General features: G+C 49.6%; 9 protein-coding genes and 1 pseudogene. 2 read left to right on the top strand and 8 right to left on the bottom strand.

Going from position 1 to position 20,868, the window contains the following annotated elements; all coding sequences use genetic code 11:
• Nucleotides 1–341: 341 nt before the first annotated feature.
• Together REIFOR_RS05630 and REIFOR_RS05625 are read right to left on the bottom strand one after the other, a co-directional pair.
• Complete coding sequence (locus tag REIFOR_RS05630) at nt 342–2,633, bottom strand: alpha amylase C-terminal domain-containing protein (protein WP_100256625.1); 2,292 nt, start codon at nt 2,631–2,633, stop codon at nt 342–344.
• Nucleotides 2,634–2,801: 168 nt separating this feature from the next.
• Entirely contained in the window at nt 2,802–5,420 is a 2,619-nt protein-coding gene (locus REIFOR_RS05625) for a helix-turn-helix transcriptional regulator (RefSeq protein WP_100256624.1), read from the bottom strand.
• A 488-nt stretch (nt 5,421–5,908) separates the two neighbouring features.
• On the opposite strand from REIFOR_RS05625, the gene REIFOR_RS05620 reads away from it, so the two are divergent.
• Together REIFOR_RS05620 and REIFOR_RS05615 are read left to right on the top strand one after the other, a co-directional pair.
• Nucleotides 5,909–8,554, top strand: a complete 2,646-nt coding sequence (locus REIFOR_RS05620) for an alpha-amylase family glycosyl hydrolase (RefSeq protein ID WP_227003773.1) — start codon at nt 5,909–5,911, stop codon at nt 8,552–8,554.
• Between the two features lie 437 nt (nt 8,555–8,991).
• Nucleotides 8,992–13,125, top strand: a complete 4,134-nt coding sequence (locus REIFOR_RS05615; RefSeq protein WP_158524300.1) for a PKD domain-containing protein — start codon at nt 8,992–8,994, stop codon at nt 13,123–13,125.
• A 120-nt stretch (nt 13,126–13,245) separates the two neighbouring features.
• On the opposite strand, the gene REIFOR_RS05610 is transcribed toward REIFOR_RS05615, so the two are convergent.
• The 6 genes and pseudogenes from REIFOR_RS05610 to REIFOR_RS17165 form a co-directional block, all read right to left on the bottom strand.
• The gene (locus REIFOR_RS05610; protein ID WP_100256621.1) at nt 13,246–14,403 is read right to left on the bottom strand and encodes a hypothetical protein; all 1,158 of its coding nucleotides are present in this window, start codon (nt 14,401–14,403) and stop codon (nt 13,246–13,248) included.
• Between the two features lie 97 nt (nt 14,404–14,500).
• Nucleotides 14,501–15,982 (bottom strand): internalin, encoded by a 1,482-nt coding sequence (locus tag REIFOR_RS05605; protein ID WP_227003772.1) that lies wholly within the window; start codon nt 15,980–15,982, stop codon nt 14,501–14,503.
• 14 nt (nt 15,983–15,996) lie between these two features.
• Nucleotides 15,997–16,842 (bottom strand): GEVED domain-containing protein, encoded by an 846-nt coding sequence (locus REIFOR_RS05600; RefSeq protein ID WP_100256619.1) that lies wholly within the window; start codon nt 16,840–16,842, stop codon nt 15,997–15,999.
• A gap of 23 nt (nt 16,843–16,865) precedes the next feature.
• Complete coding sequence (locus tag REIFOR_RS05595) at nt 16,866–18,125, bottom strand: hypothetical protein (RefSeq protein ID WP_193437323.1); 1,260 nt, start codon at nt 18,123–18,125, stop codon at nt 16,866–16,868.
• Between the two features lie 142 nt (nt 18,126–18,267).
• Entirely contained in the window at nt 18,268–20,124 is a 1,857-nt protein-coding gene (locus tag REIFOR_RS05590) for a Hint domain-containing protein (protein ID WP_100256618.1), read from the bottom strand.
• A 153-nt stretch (nt 20,125–20,277) separates the two neighbouring features.
• Nucleotides 20,278–20,508: pseudogene (locus REIFOR_RS17165) on the bottom strand (GEVED domain-containing protein); the annotation flags it as partial.
• Nucleotides 20,509–20,868: the final 360 nt, after the last annotated feature.

Below are 20,868 nucleotides of genomic sequence, written 5' to 3'. Positions count from 1 at the left end.
CTGGGCCATTCTTGCTCAGTGCTTCTGCAAGCCAATCTGTTGGGGGTTTTAATAACTGCATCCCGATCAGGTTTTGAACTGAGCTTTAATAGCTTTTTGTTATTATTATATTACCAAGCGCTATATCAAAATATTGCCAGAGTATCGTTCAATGATCGGTAGCTGTATTCCTCCTTAGGGGGCGCAATTGCAGGCGGAAGCCCAGGCATTTTTCTGCACCAGAGCCAAAACCTCTCGCCTATGTATGGGTCAGGCCCCGAAAGCTGGTTTCGGGGCCTAGAGTCACGATCGACAATTAACCCACACTGACTTGAGTTGATTTCTCAATCTAACGGGCCGAGTTAAAAACTAGCACCGGTCGCACCATCATCCGCACCGATGTTAAAGACATTATCAGGGCCCCCTTGCCATTCAGAGATCACCCAAGAATTCTCATCGGCTTTCACGCATTTCCATTGGACGACGGTGTTTTTTGGTAGACGCATCGTCTCGCTATCGGTCCAAGTTGGGTAGTTCATCGGTTCCAGTTTTTGCTTAACGCTGACAATCGCCCAATTACCCAAAGCAGGAACATTACCGACTATATATACACTGGTACCCAGCCGCGTCAGACCATTATTGCAACTAAAGTTAACGTTAACGGTTTCGGTGGGTCGGATATCGCCAATTAATTCATAGGACAGATTAGCATCATTGAAACGAATGCTATAGGTACCCGAATTACGGATAACTATATCCTTACCAGAACGTTCGGCGATTAGGTCGGCGTTATTGTCGCCATAATTTTCCACCCAGTTACTGAAGCGGTCAAATTTAAAGCGCGGCAGCCCGTTGTTATCGCCACTATCGAACACCACGCCGTCTATCTGCCAGATGTTATCGCCCATACAGGTCATAGGGCTGCTGCCCCATTGGTTCACGGTACCGCGCAGATTCAGTGCGTCAAAATTGCAATCTTCAGGTGGCGGTGGTGGCAGGGAGCCGATTGGGGCGCCAACATGAATTGCTGAGGCCGTCATGGGTGGTACATTAAAGGCTGCTAAACCGCTACCGTCTACACTTACTGAAGCACCGGTACAGCTTTGGCCAACAAAGTCATAAGAACCTTGGGTGACATCACAGTAGTTACCTTCGGGTAATCCGGTTGAAAAGGTCTGATTCAATGCAGACCCTTCTCGGTTGATCACCACGAAGGCTCGACTCTCACCGGTGTCAGTCTGACGGGCAAAGGCAATCTGATTGCCATCATTATGCCAACTGTGACCGATATTCCACGCATCTTGGCTGTAGTTATTGAAGCCCACCATGCCGGCGATGGCGTGCCATTGGTGCTCGCAGACCCAACCATTGCCACAGGCCACATCTTGGGTCGCCCCGTCGTTGGCAGGAGGGCCCATCCAATCGTTGATATCTTTGCGTTTCAATTGCCCATTCTCGTTATACTCGATCACGTTTCGAGGCCAGTCATAGCTGGACATCACCTTGGGTGACCCATAGGGCCATGCCAGCATAAAGACATTGGCCAAGTTATACACTCCGCCGTCATAATAGTTGGTAACGATGCCGCCGATAGAGTTGTTATCTGTGCTGGTCCAGTAGCCGTTACCATGACCACGTTGATTGTCGTGATTATCGGTAAACACCACCGCATAGGCACTGTCGACCAAACCCCAACCGGCGCTGCCTATTGGGAAATCATATAGCAGGTAGTCGGCCAAGGTGCCGTTACCATCGTCTCTGAATTTTTCACCGATGCGTTTACCATAACTGAATTCGGTAACCTGCATTCTTTTTCCCTTAACGGTAAACATGAACTCATCGATGCCTACTGCTTCGTTCGGTCCACCACCTATTACTTCCTGATATACAACCGGGCGCTGATTGGCCGAAAACCAGTTCGCCTCAGAACGAAGATCATGCATACCGGAATAGATACTGTCCAATTCACTCGCTTTAACATGTTTAGCGGCATCGATGCGGAAGCCGGCCACGCCCATATCGATTAGACTGTTAAAGTAGCGGATTATTTTACCCCGAACATCCTCGTTCTCGGTGGCTAAATCTGGCAGTCCGCCTTCTGCAATCCAGCAATTTTGAATTTCATCGGCGGAAACAAAGGGTTGGTTCCAATTTATCTCACACCAAGGATGAAAATCGTTTTGGGAAAAAACTACCGCGCCATCCGAATCATCGAACAATCGATAGTTTAGATTGCCAAATGGGGTACCGTTTGAACCGATGCCTGAGTCACCCGCCATATGGTTGATAATGGCATCAACATAGACCTTAACGCCGTGGTCTTGCCAGCAGGTCGTGACCATTTGTTGGAACTCACCGAGCGTACCGCTGCGACTGCGACCTAATTCATAGCTGACCGGTTGATAGCGTTGCCACCAAGGATATTGCTCTGTGTTGGTGTTGATCACGGCATGTTCATTGGGCGGAGACACTTGAATGGCGCCATAGCCCTTAGATTCCAAAAAAGCACATTCGTTTTGGATATCGGTCCATTTCCATTCAAATAGATGTACCGTCACATCTTTCGCCGGTGGTGCCTGCATGGCAAAAGCCATTGCGCCGGTAAAGGCTGCCAAACCCAACACACTGATTGATGTTCTTATTCTGTTTTTCATAATTTCATTAGCCTTTTGTTTTTGTATTGATTGCGGCCAAACCTTGTTGGCTGCACCCGGGGTTCCGAACTCTAATGTACCAAGATTCCGGTCCGGCAACGGTCACAAATAGGGTCACTTTTTTATGCCCTGTTCCCTACCTGAACACAATCTATGACCCGATCCAATTCAAGCCACTTCAGCCAGTGACTTATAGCGACTGCGTGCAGCTCCACGACCACTGACACCCAATTTCCGGTATATTTTGGTCAATTGATTCTTAACCGTCCCCAAACATAAATTCAAATGATCGGCAATGTCTTCATTGGTCATCCCCTTAGCAACACACTGCAGTAATTGCCATTCCCTAGGCGACAAGCCTAGATTTTGTGTCTGCTCCGGTTGGGCTCGATCTTGGCGAACCACCCGCGTCTTGACCCTATTGCCCCAGATCGCATGAATACGAGAAATAAAGGTCGACTGAAAACGTTGAATGGTGAAATTACTCTTGAACAGCGGCTCCAACCAAGATGGATGATACGCTAAGGGTTCGGCCAAATTATTGGCTTGACTGAAGAGTCCTATGCACTTAAATATCCACGGCATACGCTGATCGGTCGGCTCATGAAAATCTATTAGGGCATACAGCAACACCGCCATAGGGCCCACAGTAGGCCATATGGCAAGCCATTTTTCTAACTGAAGATCGGTGAAATCAACCCATTTGGGTTGCACCTCAATATCGTGTTGTTGCAGGACCAGATAGGCAAAAATCAAATTGCGCAAATGCAGTAATTCATCGGCCCCTTGAGGATGAACAACAGGCTGATTGTGCCGGCTGTACCACTGACTAATGGCATGGATCTGTTCAGTTTGATGCCAATGATTCAACAGCGTCTGTTCTGCCCTAACCAGCACATGGGGGTGTTGGGCACGCAATAAGGCTCGTTCAATCATCTCGACCGTTGGGCTAATATCATAGTGGTATTGGGAATCGACCCAGCATCTCAATCGATGCAATTCCAGCCGCAGCATATTGATCGGCAGACCGTCGATATCGCCTATTAATAAACAACGTTGTTCCAGCTCATTTAAAAAGGGCTCGGCCTCATAGGTGCGCAATTCGCGTAGCAACTGCTCGCAATGGGCGCGCAATAAACACTCATAAGAAAACAATGCCATGCCATTCTTTTCACGTGCGAACTGTATGGCTGCAAACCGTACATTGGTAGCGAGGTTTATTTGCCCCATTTGGGTCATCACCTGGGCTCGTTGATGGCGGTGCCACAACACAGAAGAGAGCAGATCAGATTGCATGGCGACCAGTTCACCCTGCTGAAAATAGTGCAATGCCTCCGCCAGATCCCCGCTCAGCATGGCCACCTCACCCAATACGCCGAGCGCCTGAGTTTGATAATAGTCGGGTAATTCACAAACATTGTCTCGAATTCTGTTGGCAAAGGCCTGCGCTCGTTCGAGGTCCGATTTGCGCATTATGGCCTGAGCTTCTACACACTCGATCCAGACCCGATACTGCCGTTGTTTATCGCACGTTAAGGTCTTCAACAGCCGATAGGACTGGTCGATTTTGGACTGCAAGATCTTTTCCGGCTGGAGGGTATGAGCGGCCAGATCAATGAACAGCAGATCTATATTTTCTTCAATCGGCGTGTGTTGACGAACCAAGGCAAGGGCTTCGCGCAGTAGGTTAGCCTTGCCCGATTCCTGGACTTGCCGACCGGTACGGATCAGACGAGTTATGATCTGTGCCGGATTATCCAATTGCAGGGCAAAATTTAGACCATCGGCCCAACGCCCTGTGCGATCGGCCCAGGCTAATAGGCGTAATAGCTCTAGGCGAGAAATTTTTTTCCGAGCAGTGCCATGCTGCAGTGCTTTTCGGACCAAGGAGGGCCAGCGAAAGTGATATTGAAAACCATAGTGCTGTAATTGAATCAGAAAGCCCGTGTCGACCAGTTCCTTTACAATTTCGGCGTCATGGCCGCGAAAGCAGGTCAATAATTCAGAGTCGAATTCGGGCACTTCTACTAGGAGGTTGGCAAACTGCAGCGCTGCAGGGCTCAAGCTGTGACTCATAACTTCCTTGATATAGCGGATTAACACCTGCTCTTGCAAACAGAAGTCATTTTCCTGTTTCTCCTGCTGCACCATTAAACCTAGCAACACTGGCCAGCCCTCACATGCGTTAACCAACTGCATGCGGTGATTGTCTTGGCGCCATGTTGGCGGCACGACGGTTGCCGTTTCCACGCTGTTAAAACGCAGGGCCGGGGCGGTGAATATCTGGATATTGCCCTGACAGAGCAGCCGCTGACTGGGCCGAGCAACACCATTGAGGCCATTTATTAGGATCTTGTGTTGGCTGGGCAAATATTGGGACAACTCATAGAACAGTTCGATAATACGGCCATCGTGTTGAGGGGTAAGGCCATCGACGACCAGTAAAAAGGGTTTGAGAATGAGATGCAATCGATCACCGATTTGTATTGCCAATTTGGCAACGTCGTTATAGTCGGCCTTAAAAGAAAAACCGCCATCGACGGTGCGCGCCAAGTAGGCCAACAAAATACGCGCGCCCGATACGAAGTCCTCATGGTGTTCAGCATTAACCCAGATTCGGCTTTCCGTCCAAGTCTCATAGACATCCAGTGCGAGTGCTGTTTTGCCATAACCTGAGGGGGCTAACAGAACATTGAGCGGGGCGACACCATCAATAATCCTCGGACAGAGTTGACGTTTGATCAATTTACCGGTGACATTGACCGGTCGAAATATAACTGAATCCATGATTATCTCTCCTTCAATGCAATCTTAACCGTTACATAATCGATCAACATTGACGTGAACACTGCAAGTCCCACTGCCAATATGTCGTCCCTATCGAATTCCCATATTGTTAAAATTTAATGGCCAAATGTATTCCTCCCTAGGGGGCGGAATTTGCTCTGGGGTCGATCGAAACCCTCTAGACAAGGCGTCTATCTTGTATATGCCGTTACCATTGACTGCAAATTGAGAACCTATTCGGGCCATCAAAATGCCAGATTGGCTCAATACAATTCCGTCTGCTGAGGAGGAATACAAAATATTTAAAAGTATTAGGATGGTTACAAACCAACAATAACAAATAAGTACTTTATCTAACGCATCGAGCTGTTAACGCACGGACTGGTTAATCAAGTTGCCGCCCTAAAGTAGACCTTTCACCTCAATCAGACGGACCACCTTTGGTGTGCCAATCCCTGTTTTAACCGAACAATAGATCGGAGTTCGATATGACATTAAGATTTTCCCTGCTGCTTACCTTATTGGTAAGCCAAATGGCCAGCGCAGACTGGTATTTCCGTGGCACACCAAATCAATGGGCCGCTACAGCGCTGGATGACCGAGGCCAGGGTGTCTATGCCACCTGCCAAACCTTCGCTCAGGGCGATGGTCAAGGGAGCCCTCGTTTCAAGATTGATCGCTTTGCCAATTGGGCGGAAAACTACCCTTCTGCTGACTACGAGGTGTCCGCCAATAGCAGTGTTGAGATTCGCTTTAACGCCCTCAACCAAGCCATCGATAGCGTAACTGTCGCCAACTGTGACGATGAAAGTACGCAAGACAGTTGGTACTTTCGCGGCACCGCCAATGGCTGGTCCACCACGGCCATGCTCGATGCCGGTCAGAACAACTACGAAGTTAGGGTGAGTTTTGCTGGTGAAGCCGATAATGCTCGTTTTAAGATCGATCATCGCGGTGATTGGATTGAAAACTATCCCAATGCCGATATAGTCGTGGCTGACTTCACCACCTATGACATTCGCTTTAATTCGGTGACCAAAACTATTAGCGTGGCCGAGGTAGGGGGTGATGATTCGATACCCGCGCAAGTTAGCGCCCTACCCTCGCCGGGCACCTATAGCAACAGTCAACGTATTCGTCTTCAGGTGAGCGACAACAAAGACGCCCAGCCGAGCCTGTATTTTACGCTTGATGGCAGTCAGGCAACGCAGGACTCTGCGCTATATGTCGAGCAGATTTTCTCGGCGCACGATATCGGCAGTGGCGATGACCTAACGATTCGGACCCTCACGGTCGATGCCAGCGGGAATGAGGCGGAGCAACGGTTTGCCTATCAAATTGACCCGATCCAAACCGGTACAATCGACTTCCGTTCCGAAACCATTTACTTTGTTATGACCGCGCGTTTTTACGATGGCGACGCGTCGAATAACTATTACAACCGGGACCGGATCGAACCCAATGATCCCCAATGGCGCGGTGACTTTAAGGGCCTGATCGCCCAATTGGACTATATAAAGGACCTGGGCTTCACCGCTATCTGGGTGACCCCGCCAGTGGTCAACCGCAGCGGTTTGGATTACCACGGTTACCACGCTTACGACTGGACCCAGGTGGATCCTCGCCTCGAAAGCTCGGATGCGACCTACCAAGACTTTATCAATGCCGCCCATGCTTTGGGTATGAAGGTGGTGCAAGATGTGGTGATCAATCACTCCAGTCAGTATGGTATACGCGATCAGGTTTGGATCGACCATCTGCCGATCAAATACTATGTCCCGGCCGGCGCCGAACAAGGTTTGGTTGATAACGGCGCCTACCAGGGAAACCTAGGTGATTATCAAAGCACCTTTCGCGATGACAATGACAACTCCGTTGCACCCTTCTGGTTTAGCAGTCGCAACAGAATCGATGCCGAAGGGGTGCTGCCGCTCGTCGATCCCCTAACCGGCGTCACAGTGCCCAAAGCAGGCTACAACCCCGGTCGATTCTTTGGGATCGATGCCGCGACACTGGACCCGGACTGGTATCACCAAGACGGCTTTATGGCCGGCGGTGACTGGGAGAATCCGACCTCACTGCAAACCAAACATATGGCCGGGGACACCATCGATTTAGCGACCGGCAACCAGAATGTGAAGGACTACATCAATGGCGCTATGCACAAGTATTTGGCCATGGGCGTTGATGCGATCCGGCTCGATACCACCAAACACATTGAACGCAACGAGCTGCTGACCTATATAGAGGATTGGCAAACCTTTAAACCCGGCACCTTTGTCTTTGGCGAGGTCCTGGTCAAGGGTCTGGGCTTTGGCACCGAAATCGGTAACGACAATGGCCCTGCGGCGATCCGCCCTTGGTGGTACACCCGGACCGGCAATGACCCGGCCAATCCAAGCGGCGACTCGAACCTATCGGTACTCGACTTCCCGCTGTTCTCAACCTTTCGAGACAATGTGACCCATGGCTCATTGGGTGGCATCGGCGGCGCCCTCTCGATGGATTGGACCTATGCTGACCCGACTGAACTGGTGACCTTCTTTCAAAACCACGATGTCGGCCCGGACAATGACTTTAAATTCCGTTTCGGCGGTGCCGAGGCTAACGCGGCCCTTGCCTACAATCTGTTGTGGACCATAAGGGGCATTCCATCGCTCTACTATGGCGAAGAAATTATGTTTAAGGCCGGCTTTCCGCACGATATCCAGAGCAATGATGATACGGTCGCCGACACTGGTCGTGCCTACTATGGCGATCACCTGGACGACCGCGCAGCCACCCAAAGCCACCCACTTTATCAGCACATTAAACGCCTGAATCAAATCCGCCATGCCGTTCCTGCGTTGCAAATGGGCGTGATGGATAAGGTCAACGAATGGGGCTCGGGCATGAGCTTCGTGCGTGATTATAATAATCAAGAAAGCTACGCCGTAGTCGGCCTGGCCACCGGTAACGGCCAGAGTATCTCGGTGTCGGGCGTGCCCAACGGTACCTACCGTGATGCGGTGACCGGCAATACCATCAACGTCAACAATGGCACCCTGGCCTTTAATGTTCAGTCTAATTCGATCGGCGCCTATGTATTAGACGGCCCCGGTAAGGTTGGCGAACATGGACGTTATCTGCGCTAGCGAGAATAAGAAAAAAGAGCTATGAAAATAGCCAAAACTTATAAGCCCCTTTATTGGGGCTTTTTCTATCGGTCGCAGAACTATTTCGTAGAATGTTTTAGATGTAGTTCTCAATCTAGGAACATAATACCCACTTAGAAATCCAGGTTCGGTATACTTTTTCGCTCAGACAGTGTTCGGTCTATACTCCGGTCATCTATACTCCGGTCATTAGTTAAATCTGTCTGTTTTTACACCACAAAAAATACCTACAGGGCCGTAACAGACCTCACGAGCAAAGGATTGCTACTACAGTGCCATACCCTCTCAGACAACTAACCGGTCTGATGTTGCTGTTGCTTACGTTTATTTCTCGGTTGCCTGCAGCCGAGTCCATTCCGGTTTTCAATCAAATTTATTCTACAACGAACATGGGGCGACATCCGTCTGAGCACAATATGCTCTTGGCACCGCAACAGGCCGCCGAAGCGTTGGCCGGTCACCGTATCCAGAAACTGTTGGTCGGCCCTAGCTCGACCGACCTGGTCCAGGTCGATATGCGACAGGGCGCGACCGGAGCCTATATCACTTACCAGCAGTCCTACTCCGGGCTCCCCATTTGGAACTATGACTGGGTACTAGTGCTCGACACTAACGGTACCCCGACGCAGGCCTATGGTGAATTAGTCACCCATTTGGAACAAGACCTGCCGACGGTCGAGCATCTGTCCGTTCACGCACAACAAAGCCTAAGCGATGCCTTTATCCAAAAATATTATTCCGACGCAGAAAGGGTCTTCCGTAACCGAGAGTCGAGTCAGGTCATATTCCTCGACGCCAACCAAAAAGCCCATAACGCCCTGAAACTGTCTTTTTTCACCGATCTAGTTAATGCCAACAGCCAGCCTGAACGGCCCTTGGTGTTTATCGATGTCGACACAGGAGCGGTCATCGACCAGATGGACACTTTGTTCCACCTTATTGAAGTGGGGGGCGCTGGCCCGTCTGGCAATAGTAAGGAGCCCCGGCGGGACTTCGACTCCAGCCTAGATGGTCGGGACGGCAACAAACCGGCCACCTTTATACTTACCAAAGATAACAATAACCGCTGCCATATGGACGCACTCAATGTCGAAACCCGCACTTCAGCAAACCTCAAGGCACCGGGCAGCGCACCCTTTAATTTCGACTGCACACACTCCACTCGTAACGACTACCAGGCCATCAACGAGGCCAAATCACCACTCAATGACGCGCACTTTAATGCCCAGGTGACCCGCCGTATGTATCAGGCCTACCTGGGCGAAGCACCCTATCTCGATAGTAAAATCATCCAACATGTCCACTACGGCAACCGTTACGACAATGCGTTTTATGAGGATGGGCAACTCTATTACGGCGATGGCGATTATATATTTTATCCCATGACCAGCCTAGACGTGGTGTCACACGAAATTGCCCACGGCTATACGGCCAACTATGGTCGGGGTCCAGAGCGATTGTTGGTGTCCGGCCAAGCACGAGCGATAAACGAAGCTTTTTCCGACATGTCTGGCGAAGCCGCCGAGTTTTTCCTGACCGGCACTAATGATTGGATGAGCAGTCAAGCCAATTACAAGCTTGGTGATGCGCTGCGCTATCTCGACACACCTACCCGCGACGGCCGTTCAGTCGATCAACTCGATGATTTCCAAGAGCAAAACGGCGAACACTATAATGCCGGTATTTTTAACAAGGCCTTTCACCGGCTGGCGACCACCGAAACACCCTGGAATAGCCAATATGCCTTTACACTGTTTGCAATCGCCAATCAGCAATGCTGGCTTGCCAATACTACCTTTGTGCAGGCAGCAGACTGTGTGATGCAACAAGCCGGGGTAATCGCTACGCGGCTGGACAACGACACCGTGCTAAAGCCCGACGGCAGTTATTGGACCACGAGCGAACTGCAAAACCAGATCCGTAAAGCCTTTGCGCAGGTGGGCATTGCACTGATCACGGCGACCGATCTGGAAAGTGAATTTTCCGTGAGCAGCCGTTTTAACCGCGTCGAATTCACCAATACCTCCAGGCTAAACGGTTTTGCGTTGAATCCGGGCGACTGGAGCTACGAATGGGACTTTGGCGATGACTCGGCGCTAAGTTCTGAACTCAACCCGATCCACGAATTTTCCACCGACGGCCCTCACACCGTCAGCCTGACGGTGACGGAAATAAATGGCTCGCGCCAAGACCGGTTCAGTCTAATCGTCACCACCCACAGCGATTACTGTGCCGCCTTCGGTAGCAGTTTCGACAAATACTTCGTACAGGCTACGCGCTTGCACAACCGATTAACCACCAGTGACAGTCGAGGCTACAGCGATTTCAGCGCCAACCTAATCGACCTTAACCAAGGCCAACAGTTGGACTATGAAATTATATCCGGCGGCCATCCCGATACACTGGGTAAAGACAAAAAATATGAACTGTGGCTCGATATAAACGACGATGGCGAGTTTCAGTACACTGAAAGGCTTATGTCTCATTACAGCACAGACGGCAAGGTGAGCGGTGTGATCCAATACATCGGTGAGCTCAACAAAACCTACCGAGTGCGTCTACTCGTGTCTAGCCTCAACTCCGACAAATTGCCCTGTGGTACCTACAACTCCGCCGAAATTGAGGACTACAGCATCCGCTGGAGCGATTCGGAGCTTAACTTTGTTATCACAACACTGGTTCAGGAAAACGCCGTAGAATTCCGCAATGACACCCACGATAGCAGGGTAACTCGTTGGCACTGGGAATTTGGCGATGGCACGCAGTCGAGCGAGCCATCCCCTTACCATCCCTATGCCCGGAGTGGAGACTACTCCGTGTCCCTAACCGCCTATGACGTCGACGACGCAGAAGTGGCCCGCTGGGATTCGACGGTGCCGGTCCGCAACCATACCCAAGCGACTATCGTAATTGATGACATTAGCGCTTTAACGGTTACCGTCTCGGCCAGCATGCTGCGCTACCCCATCGGCACACAACTGCTCTGGCATTTTGATGATGGCGCCACGGCCAACGCAGAATCGGCGGTCCATTCTTATGCCGCGAGTGGGCAATATGATATCAGCCTGACCCTAACCAACGCCGATTATCCCGGCGGTTTAACGGTTATTCAGCAAGTAAGTGTAGGCACCACTGGCTTAGCCAAGATCAAGCCTGCATTCAGCTACCAGAAAGAGTTCCGGCCAGACGGCTCAGTAACGGTGAATTTTACCAATACTACCGTCGATCCCAAAAACAAGAGTTTTGGACTCTGGTCTGTCACCTGGAACTTTGCCGAGCAAGGCAGGATACGTTCAGACGGGACGGGCTTAAACCAGACCACCAGCAAGACGTTCTTAAGCCCTGGCGAGTACCCGGCAACGCTGACCATAGGGTTTCGACAATCCAATGCAAGCGGTTGGTCCTGGGTTGAACAAAGTGTGCAACAAACCCTACACCTTTTCCCAGACCCAGTAGATGACTACTGCCTACCGGTTAGTAATGTGACCGAAGAGTATATTGAGGAATTTTCCATTCATAACCAACGTTTCACCAACGGCCAAGAAGGTGGCCTAGTCAATCCCGGCAACCCCATTGTCTTGTACAGTTCTGAGCAACATAACTTTGTCCTGACGGCCGGCTATCTCAACCCCGACGGAGTCAAATACGCAGAACACTATCACCTCTGGATGGATCTCAATCAGGATAAGTTGTTTGGTGATGGCTATTGGTTTCAGGATAAGAGCGAACGTTTAGCCACACACTGGGATTTCAGCTACACCGAGGATGGCCTGCATTATGGCCAGGGCTACGTGGCGGGCACTATCAGCCTACCGGCCCATAAACTGGACCAAGCGGTAACCCGAACCCGCATGCGTATTCTGCAGTTGTACGCCAACGGCGGTGACCTTGAACAACTCGACCCATGCTCCGATTATCAGTATTTTGGCAGTTATGGCGAAATCGAAGACTATCTGGTGGACTTGGTAAAACCATACAACCTAAGCGTGGCAGTGGAACAACAGGGCAATGAAATCGCCTTCACGCCCCTGCCAATCGAGCACAGCGAGATCGCAACATGGCAATGGCAATTTGGCGATGGCCAAAGTTCGAACGAATCGAATCCGGTGCACCAGTACAGTGTGCCCGGCCGCTACCAGATCGCACTCGACGTCTTCAGCAGCGAAGGCTACCGCCTGGGTAACTGGCAGCAGTGGGTTGTTATTCCGGAACCGACGGTAGTCAGATTTGACTATACCTTGTCTGGCAAAACCATTCGGGTCGACGGCAACCCCAGCCAGTATCCGGCAGGCTCAACCTTTGACTGGGACTTTGGCGACGACAACTCCAGCACCGCCAACGAACTGCTCGTCGAGCACACCTATGGTGATGCCGGCAGCTTCAGGGTCAGCCTGACGATTAGTAACGCTTTACTCCCAGGCGGCAAAAGCCTTAGCCGGGACGTTAGTATTTCCAAACCGACTAGCAGAAAGGGTGGTTCGTTTAATCCGCTGCGAATGCTCTGGTTGCTAGCCCTGCTGGGATGTCGGCGCTATTATCAGGTGACTTAATAGGCTGCAAAAATTTTGCGTGACCTAATAGCGGCGCTTTTACAGTCGTCAAACCACTAACAATGGATCCTCTGGAATCAACATGGATACCAGAGGGCTGTTTAACGATAGATCAATCAATCAATACTCAATTTTAGTTTGCCCATATAAGGCCTCATCTACTGCTCGCTCGCAAATCAACCAGTCTGTTGAGGTACGGCACAGGGCCGCGGCCTGATCAAGCAGTTCTATATTCTCTTCGATTAATGAAACTCTTGCTAATAACTCAACTCGTATGGCCTCGTCGGCCTCAACCTGAGCAAATGCATAGAGCGCCTCTTTCATTTGTTGGTTGGCGTACAATCGAGTCCTAATGCGCTCATCCTGGAATCGATATTGATTAACTTCAGCATTAGGCGGCAGCGCCAATTCGAGGTGGCCGGAGATCAAATAGGGCGTTGTACTAAACGAAATCACTTGCTTCGGTGCATCCCTAATATCGACGATATAGCCCATTTCGCTGAAAAGATACTCAAACAACCGTGAGGTCGTATCGATACAGGCATCTATATTGCTCGTGACGCAGAAGATTGTATTTTCATCCAAAATGGCCTGCAGTCGATCAGTCATCCCCCCTTTGGCATTGATTTCAATACTGTATACGGCGTTTTCCGTTAGCTCGAGCCACTCCTTGGTTTTGGTTTTTGTCTTTGAATAAAATAAAAATCTTACCTTAACCTTGGTCACCCATCTTTGATAATCTTCAATAGAACGAAAATGGAGTTTGGTGGTAACTGAAATTTCCAACCCTAACTTAAGATGGTGAATGAATTCACTCCCACAGAGCTCATCAATTGCGATCTCATCTTGAGTCAATACTGCGGCACCATAGGGAGACAGCTTTCTGTTTTCGATCGACCGATCCGTGGCATGGTAGAGCAGTTTGATGCTTGACGCAGAGGTCCTTGAATTTTCAGTGACCCTTGTGCTCAATGATGCACTAACCGATCCAGCGAACAGAACAAGATTTACACCGCCCTTTACTCGCCCATAGGTTTCCTCAAGATACCGCTCGTGGGACTTCAGGCCGGCATAACTGATATCGGCCTCGGTATTATTCCAAGTTACGATTTCCCCCATTACACAATGATTGCGCAGGGCAGACAGCTGACTGTCAAAACCCCGTCCAAGTTGATTTGCATTGAGGTTAACACCCGAGTAAAGACCGGCCTGCACCATTGAATGGCTTAGGCATGCAAATGCCAACATAAATAAGAGTGTAAATCGTTGAATGATCATAGTATCTCTCATTAGGCCGATATAAAAAGACTCACCAGTCGCGATGGTCTTTTTTATTGTTTAAAGTTAGCCAATAGTTCGATGAGCATCCTACGCGCTATTCATAGGTGGTTAAGGCAAATTCGCAAGGGGTCCACTCGAAGATTCCATCTGACAGATCCGTCATGAAGACAGGAGCCCAGCGCAGTTTCCGATAAGCCAAGGACAAGGGTTCGGTAACAAACCCAGCATTGGTAGCTTGTTGCCGAGCCCGTTCGCACTGCTCAACCTTGCGTGCAGTGGTCGGAATATCCAACATTGAGCGATCATAGGAAATCACGCAGCCCTCTCCGGTCGACCTACAAATCGAGTCGATATTATTCCAATAGTCAACACATAAATTCCCATAGGGATGCGTTTGGCAGTATTCCGCCGCATCAAAGAATAGCCAGGCGTTATTGTAAGCAACCGTCCGGAGTTGCACCACGTCTGAACGCTCGCTTTCTGGAATCCAACTGTAATAGGTTGAGAGAATGTCGGCGGCACGCTGCTCGTCCATCAAGGCTTTCTTATACCTATCCGTCAGTTCGAATAGGAGTTGATTCCTTGCGAAGCTAATAGTTTGGTACGCTGGGGCTAAGCGTTTTACATCGGCGGTAGATCGATCGTAGCGAGTCGTTTTGTAGCTAACCACGTTATAGTCAGATAACTGATTGAATTGATAACGAAAATCATTTTTCGCATATTGAATCGCTTGACTGAACAGATCAAAACAGGGTTGTGGGTAGCTTAAGGAGCAGGTCACTATATTATTCGGAATAATAGTAAGTAAACGGGTAGGCTCTCCCCCCTTTTGAATCGCCCTGACGGTTATTTTCACCGACTCCTTGCTTTGATCATCGAGAAAATCTAACTCTCCTTGGACATTCACTATCCCACCGGCTATATCAACGCCAAGGTAGCCACCGATTTCACGCTTGTCTTGGCTATTTAAATATTCTACGTGCATATTCACAAAGAGCTGCGCGCCATACTCGATTGAGGTGACAAACTCATCACCGGCTAACTCCATCAACCGCCCTTGATAGTCATTGGCAATGATTTCACCCACAGGGCTCAAGCTAAACCCCAAGTTCGCGTCGATGGGCAGAAACACCTTCTTCTTAGGGGTGGCCCCAGCAGTAAAGGTGTATGAACTGGCATACTCCGACTCCGCAGACTCCTTCGCAATATGAGCGCCAGCGTTTACCTGCACAGCACTGATATTAACCGATAGATCCACACTCCCGTTTAGGGCACTGAGTATCTCATCGTAGCTGGTATCGGTATCATAACGAAAGTCAAATTGCACACCGCCATATTGCTCACTCACAAGGCCCTTTACCGGCTGATGGTTAAGGAACTCGTGTGTTGAACTATTATAGGCGGTACCAATGAGTACGTGGTCATTTACCAGACCGGGAATGGTCGAACTAAAGTTATCAAGGGATTGGGATTGCAGTGCTGAGGGCGTCTTATCCTGGTTCACAGCCGCAGCGGTCAGACTGAAGACTGTAGCAAAACCTATTAGCATAAAACGGGATCCGATTTTTCTATTCATCTTGGTCACCCCGACTAATTAATTTTTAAGGTATGGTCTTCAACTTCACCATATCGAATATTTACACACGGATTGTCGCTGCCTCCGGCATAATCGTCGGTCACCCGCAGTCGGGTATAGCCGGTGTCGGCATCCTGCGGAATGACAAGATTAATCGAAACCTCATCGGCCTCGGCAACAATATTACTGATTACCATTTCATCCGAATCGTTTAAAATACCGTTACGATTCCAGTCGACAAATGCATGCCATGTACCTTTTAGACGCGGATGAAACTGCGCCTCGGTTAAGACTAGGCGTAACGTATCACCCCGATTAACCGGCATTATATGTCCGGAAAACTTCGAATAATTGGTTGCACCACTGGAATTGGTATACCCCCCCAAGCGGACACTTTTTATCGATAGATTGCGAGAACCATTTGAACTGATTGGACAATAGGTTCTGATGTCAATAGAGGTTAACAAGCCAATCATGCTGTAGCCTTGGGGTATAGTCTTACATCCTTGCTGCGATGACAGACCAGCCTGCCACTGACTTGGGTTTTCATGCTTAAAGTCACCAAATGTTGGGTACTGGGCATCAGCTCGTAAACCATTTTGTGTGTACAACCAATGGTTTTTTAGGTCGGATATCTTCTCTGCTTGACTGCGCGGGATCGTTGCACCATACATTCGCTCCCATGTCTCGATGAGCAAACCGTTATAACATTTTTCAAGCCACTGAAAACGACCTAATGCCTCTGTGGGCGTTAGTTGATCATTCCAAATTCCGTAGTTTGGGTATTCAGACCCATAGGCTGCGTTGCCGAGCACCAGCACCAGGCAGCTGACTATCAATGAAATTATTTTTTTAATCATTAATCCATTTCCTTATTAGCTATTTATAATGATTCGAGATCGAGCAGGCTGGCATCGTAAACATAGAGGTAGCCTCCCTGGCGAATATCTTGATTTCGCTGTCGACAAAAGTTACCAAGAGGATTTCTATTGCAGTACTCAACGGATTCCGCAAAGAGATATGCATTCGACCGGGCCTGTGAGGCCAACTCATTAATTTCATTTTTTTCTTCGCTGGTGAGATATGCGCCATAATAATTAACTATATTTTCTGCCCTGCGCTTATCCAACATGGCAGTCATCCAATCGTTACTAAGACGATTAACCGTTAATTTCGTTAGATAGCTGACATCATCATAGCCCGTCGGCGGGGTGAGAATAGACAGGTTTGGGCCTGATTGATCATAGCGGGCAGTAAACAACTTGACCGGATTATAGTTATCGAGCGTTTGAAATTGATGGATATAGGCCGACTTTAGATAGCGCACTGTTTCGGAAAAAAGACTGAAGCACGGTGTCGGATTGTTTAGGCTACACTGCATCAGGCCCTCTGGAATGATATCGGCCAACTCCATTGGATTACCACCAACCTGCATGGCCGAAATGGAGATTTTCACCGATCGCTTAACCTCCTCATCGATTAGCGACAGATCACCTCTGACACTCACCAGGCCATTGACATCTACCGATAGGTAGCCACCAATTATTCGTTTATCCTCGGCATTGCGATACTCTACTTTCATATTTACGATAAGGTAAGAACCATACTCGATAGCCGTTACAAACTCATCGCCCAGCTCTTCACCCCGGCTACCGGGATAGGCATTGGCTAACTGCACTGCGGCAAGAGTAGGTGCAAAGCCGTGCTCGGTATTTGGAATCAACCGCCTCTTTTTCGGTTTCAAATTAATATAGATGGTGTAAGTTCCGGTGTACTTGTCGGCGGCATTGTTCGACGCGTAAAGGCCGCCGGCATCTACACTGACAGCAGATAACTGAACGGATGCATCGAGACTGCCACTGACCATGTTCAGTAACTGCTGGTAACCCAAATCAACCGAGTAAGATATTTCACTTTCGGTATTGCCGTAACTATCGTCGATCATGCCGTTGACCGCTTGAAAACCATAAAAACCCAGTTTGTCACTATGGTATGCAGTACCCATCTGAATATTATCATTTTCAATGCCGAGAATTTCAGTTGCCCACAGAGGTGTCGAGAGAAAACCTGCAGCCAATATCGGATAGAGGCAATAGATCATGTTTCTTGTTATAACAATGACGTTATTTAGTATTTTGATCATGGGAGCTTCCTGTATGAAGCCGCCAAAATTTTTCAATAACCGTTAACACATCGATAGCCCAAACAGCGGGCTGACTGCTTCGCTAAATGTTAGGAAAGGCGGCGAATTAGGGCCAGCAGAAACAACTGCCGACCCACAACGGCTATTTTAAAGAGTTTAGGTAATCTTCATGCCACTCTATCGGCAGCGAGAGCAGAACGCCTTCTACCGTTGTAGGCGCCTTATCTTTAAAGCTAAGGGCCGACTGGTAGCCCAGATCACCGATAGCGATGCCATTGGCAAACATGACTTCATGGGCGTCATCCTCACCCAGTATTGGCTCAAGTTCTAGGTTATGAACCGTATCGTTGAACAACTCCTTGCCAACCGACAGCACGGTGGTGGTACCTAAGTCAGTAGACAAGCGATCGCCGGGTTGCACTTCCTGCGCCCACACAACACCGCGATTCGTGGTCACCACTGGGTGTGTCTCGGTTAATAGCAGCCTATGACCTTGATCATCTCGGATCTCGATCATGGGCAGGGCTTCATATCCAATAGAGGTATCCATAACTCTCATAAGGCCACCCTTGCCAGCGACCAAGTCTCCTATGATGAGCTCTTCAATGGGTTTGACCGCACCGGCTGGCAGGGTGATCAGAGTGCCCTTAGCAACACAACTGTATTCGAAATAGAGATAGGGCAGCTTCTCCGCTAAGACCCAATCGGTGTGATTGCTGGCGAGGTCAGCATTTTCGGCAACGAATACGGTTTCAATCGTCTCGGGGTTACCATATTCATCGGTAAAGGGGCTGAAACGATCGTCCGTTGTGGCTATATCACCATCCATGTCAATGGTGTCTTGGGACTTCACCTTAATCCGTATTTCCCACTGCACATTCTCAAAACGTTTGAACATGGTGCCCGCCGTTGCCGCACCTACACCGAAGACCGCATCTTCCATCGGTATATCCCAGGTCAACCTAGTACCAACGAAGCCCTCGACATCGACAAAGTGACGAATCTCAATGTAGTCAAAAAAACTACGTGCATCACGTGGGTTGCGCATGCTCGCCCATTCACCATTGGCACCGGCATTACCCGCCATTATCCAAGCTCCGGTTTCATTGCCCGTTATGGCGGCATCACCCTCACCCGGTGCATAGACTTGAGTAATTTCATGAAAGGTTTCAATTTCGCCTTTCAGGGGTATCTTAATCTTCAGTTGCGCATTAGGCGTTTGGGCGTCGTAAAGTTGAGGAATATCGCAATCGCCATGATCTCGGTTGAGGCAGACCTTGATATTGGGAGCCTGACTGGCCTTATGTTCTGGTGTTTGGTCAGGTGCTTCTATCTTGAGCAATCCATTATAGCTGCTAAGGCCGTCGCCATTCATCAGTGCTCGCGCATAGAGTCTGTTGGTCATCTTATGGAACAGGCGCTTGCCGCTGTTGTCCTGTGTCATCGCAAAGGATTCTATACTGAACTGATCACTGGGTTGGTAGTTATCGCGTATAAAGGCTGAATCAACATCCCCTAACGCCACAGAGCGATTGGCTTCGCCGGCATAAACGCGCCGTGATCCGGGCACGCCGATCTGTCGTCCGGCCGGGTCTTTGAGCACCACCGTGGTATAGGCGAAGGCAATATTGCCGGTTACATTTACTGTCGCACTGTTAAGCAGCCGAACCTCATTGGTGATGCTACTGAAGAAGCGTTTCGGCATCAAAACAGAATGGTGCATGGCTTCCTCTTCTGGCGCCAGGCCGGCCTGCAACACATAGAGGCTAGGTTGCATCAGGGCTTCGGCTCGAGCCTGTTCAACCATCCGATAAAACATCGGTGAGGCCTCCGCCGTGGTCTGTGCATAGCCTAGGTGTTCCATGATAGTGGCAAAGTCTGCACTGTCGGCCGGGTTCAGGTAGCCGTGTTGGCCTGAGCTGGATGGGTATTCCGGCTTATCGGCGCGGCTATCAGCGCTCTTCGATACCACCACTGCCGAAGACCTGCTGTTCTTCATGTCAGCGCTCACCAAGCTCAAGCTTGCTAGGCTAGTGATTATGGCTACAGCTATGAGTTTCCTGTTCATTTTTGTTCCTCACATGTTAGTCAGATAAATCTATGACTCAGTGCATGGCGATGAGCCTGAGCCCCTAGATGGGTGGATTGCCTCTTACTCGATGATCACAATGTAATCCTCAACTTCGCCAGAGCCTTGATCGAGGCTTATCAATTCACAGGCATCTGGTACGGCGTCTGATTTGACAATCAGCCGCAATCGCGTCGGACCGGTCGGCGCATCGACCGGCAGGGCAACTTCAATCCAAGTCGTTGCAGGATTATTACCGCCGGTCAGATAGATATTTTCATCAATATCAAATCTATGGTTTTGGTTTAGGTCCAGCCAGGCACCAATCTTTTTACTGCTGGTCGCGGAACCTACAGCGGTAACGCTGATCCATATCGTTTCCCCTCGAGGTAGGGCTTGCTTGAGCAGTTCACTACCGTAAAGGGTGTAGCCTTGCTCGGCTCCGACAGCGCTTGAATTGATCAATATGTTCCACAAACCCTTATGATGAATACCTACTTTTCGGATATAGAGACCATCAACGACGCTGCCTGCAGCGCAGTAGTCGTGGTCTGCTGGACCGTCGGCTGTAAGGGAGATTCTTTCTTGCACCGGATACTCTGAACCTAATGGCGTGGTCAATATAAGTTGAACGCTGTAGTCACCGGCCTGGCCGAAATCGAACCGAGCCCCGTG

This window comes from Reinekea forsetii (genome assembly GCF_002795845.1).
GTDB classification, from domain to species: domain Bacteria; phylum Pseudomonadota; class Gammaproteobacteria; order Pseudomonadales; family Natronospirillaceae; genus Reinekea; species Reinekea forsetii.
Note: the sequence above shows the minus strand (reverse complement) of the source record. Positions and strands in the feature narration are given on the sequence as shown.

Bases quoted from the DNA above. Each gene is read 5' to 3' on its own strand.
- REIFOR_RS05600 (WP_100256619.1), bottom strand. From the start codon at position 16,842: ATGATTAAAAAAATAATTTCATTGATAGTCAGCTGCCTGGTGCTGGTG.
- REIFOR_RS05590 (WP_100256618.1), bottom strand. From the start codon at position 20,124: ATGAAGAACAGCAGGTCTTCGGCAGTGGTGGTATCGAAGAGCGCTGAT.
- REIFOR_RS05620 (WP_227003773.1), top strand. From the start codon at position 5,909: ATGACATTAAGATTTTCCCTGCTGCTTACCTTATTGGTAAGCCAAATG.
- REIFOR_RS05630 (WP_100256625.1), bottom strand. From the start codon at position 2,633: ATGAAAAACAGAATAAGAACATCAATCAGTGTGTTGGGTTTGGCAGCC.
- REIFOR_RS05595 (WP_193437323.1), bottom strand. From the start codon at position 18,125: ATGATCAAAATACTAAATAACGTCATTGTTATAACAAGAAACATGATC.
- REIFOR_RS05615 (WP_158524300.1), top strand. From the start codon at position 8,992: ATGCTCTTGGCACCGCAACAGGCCGCCGAAGCGTTGGCCGGTCACCGT.
- REIFOR_RS05625 (WP_100256624.1), bottom strand. From the start codon at position 5,420: ATGGATTCAGTTATATTTCGACCGGTCAATGTCACCGGTAAATTGATC.
- REIFOR_RS05605 (WP_227003772.1), bottom strand. From the start codon at position 15,982: ATGAATAGAAAAATCGGATCCCGTTTTATGCTAATAGGTTTTGCTACA.
- REIFOR_RS05610 (WP_100256621.1), bottom strand. From the start codon at position 14,403: ATGATCATTCAACGATTTACACTCTTATTTATGTTGGCATTTGCATGC.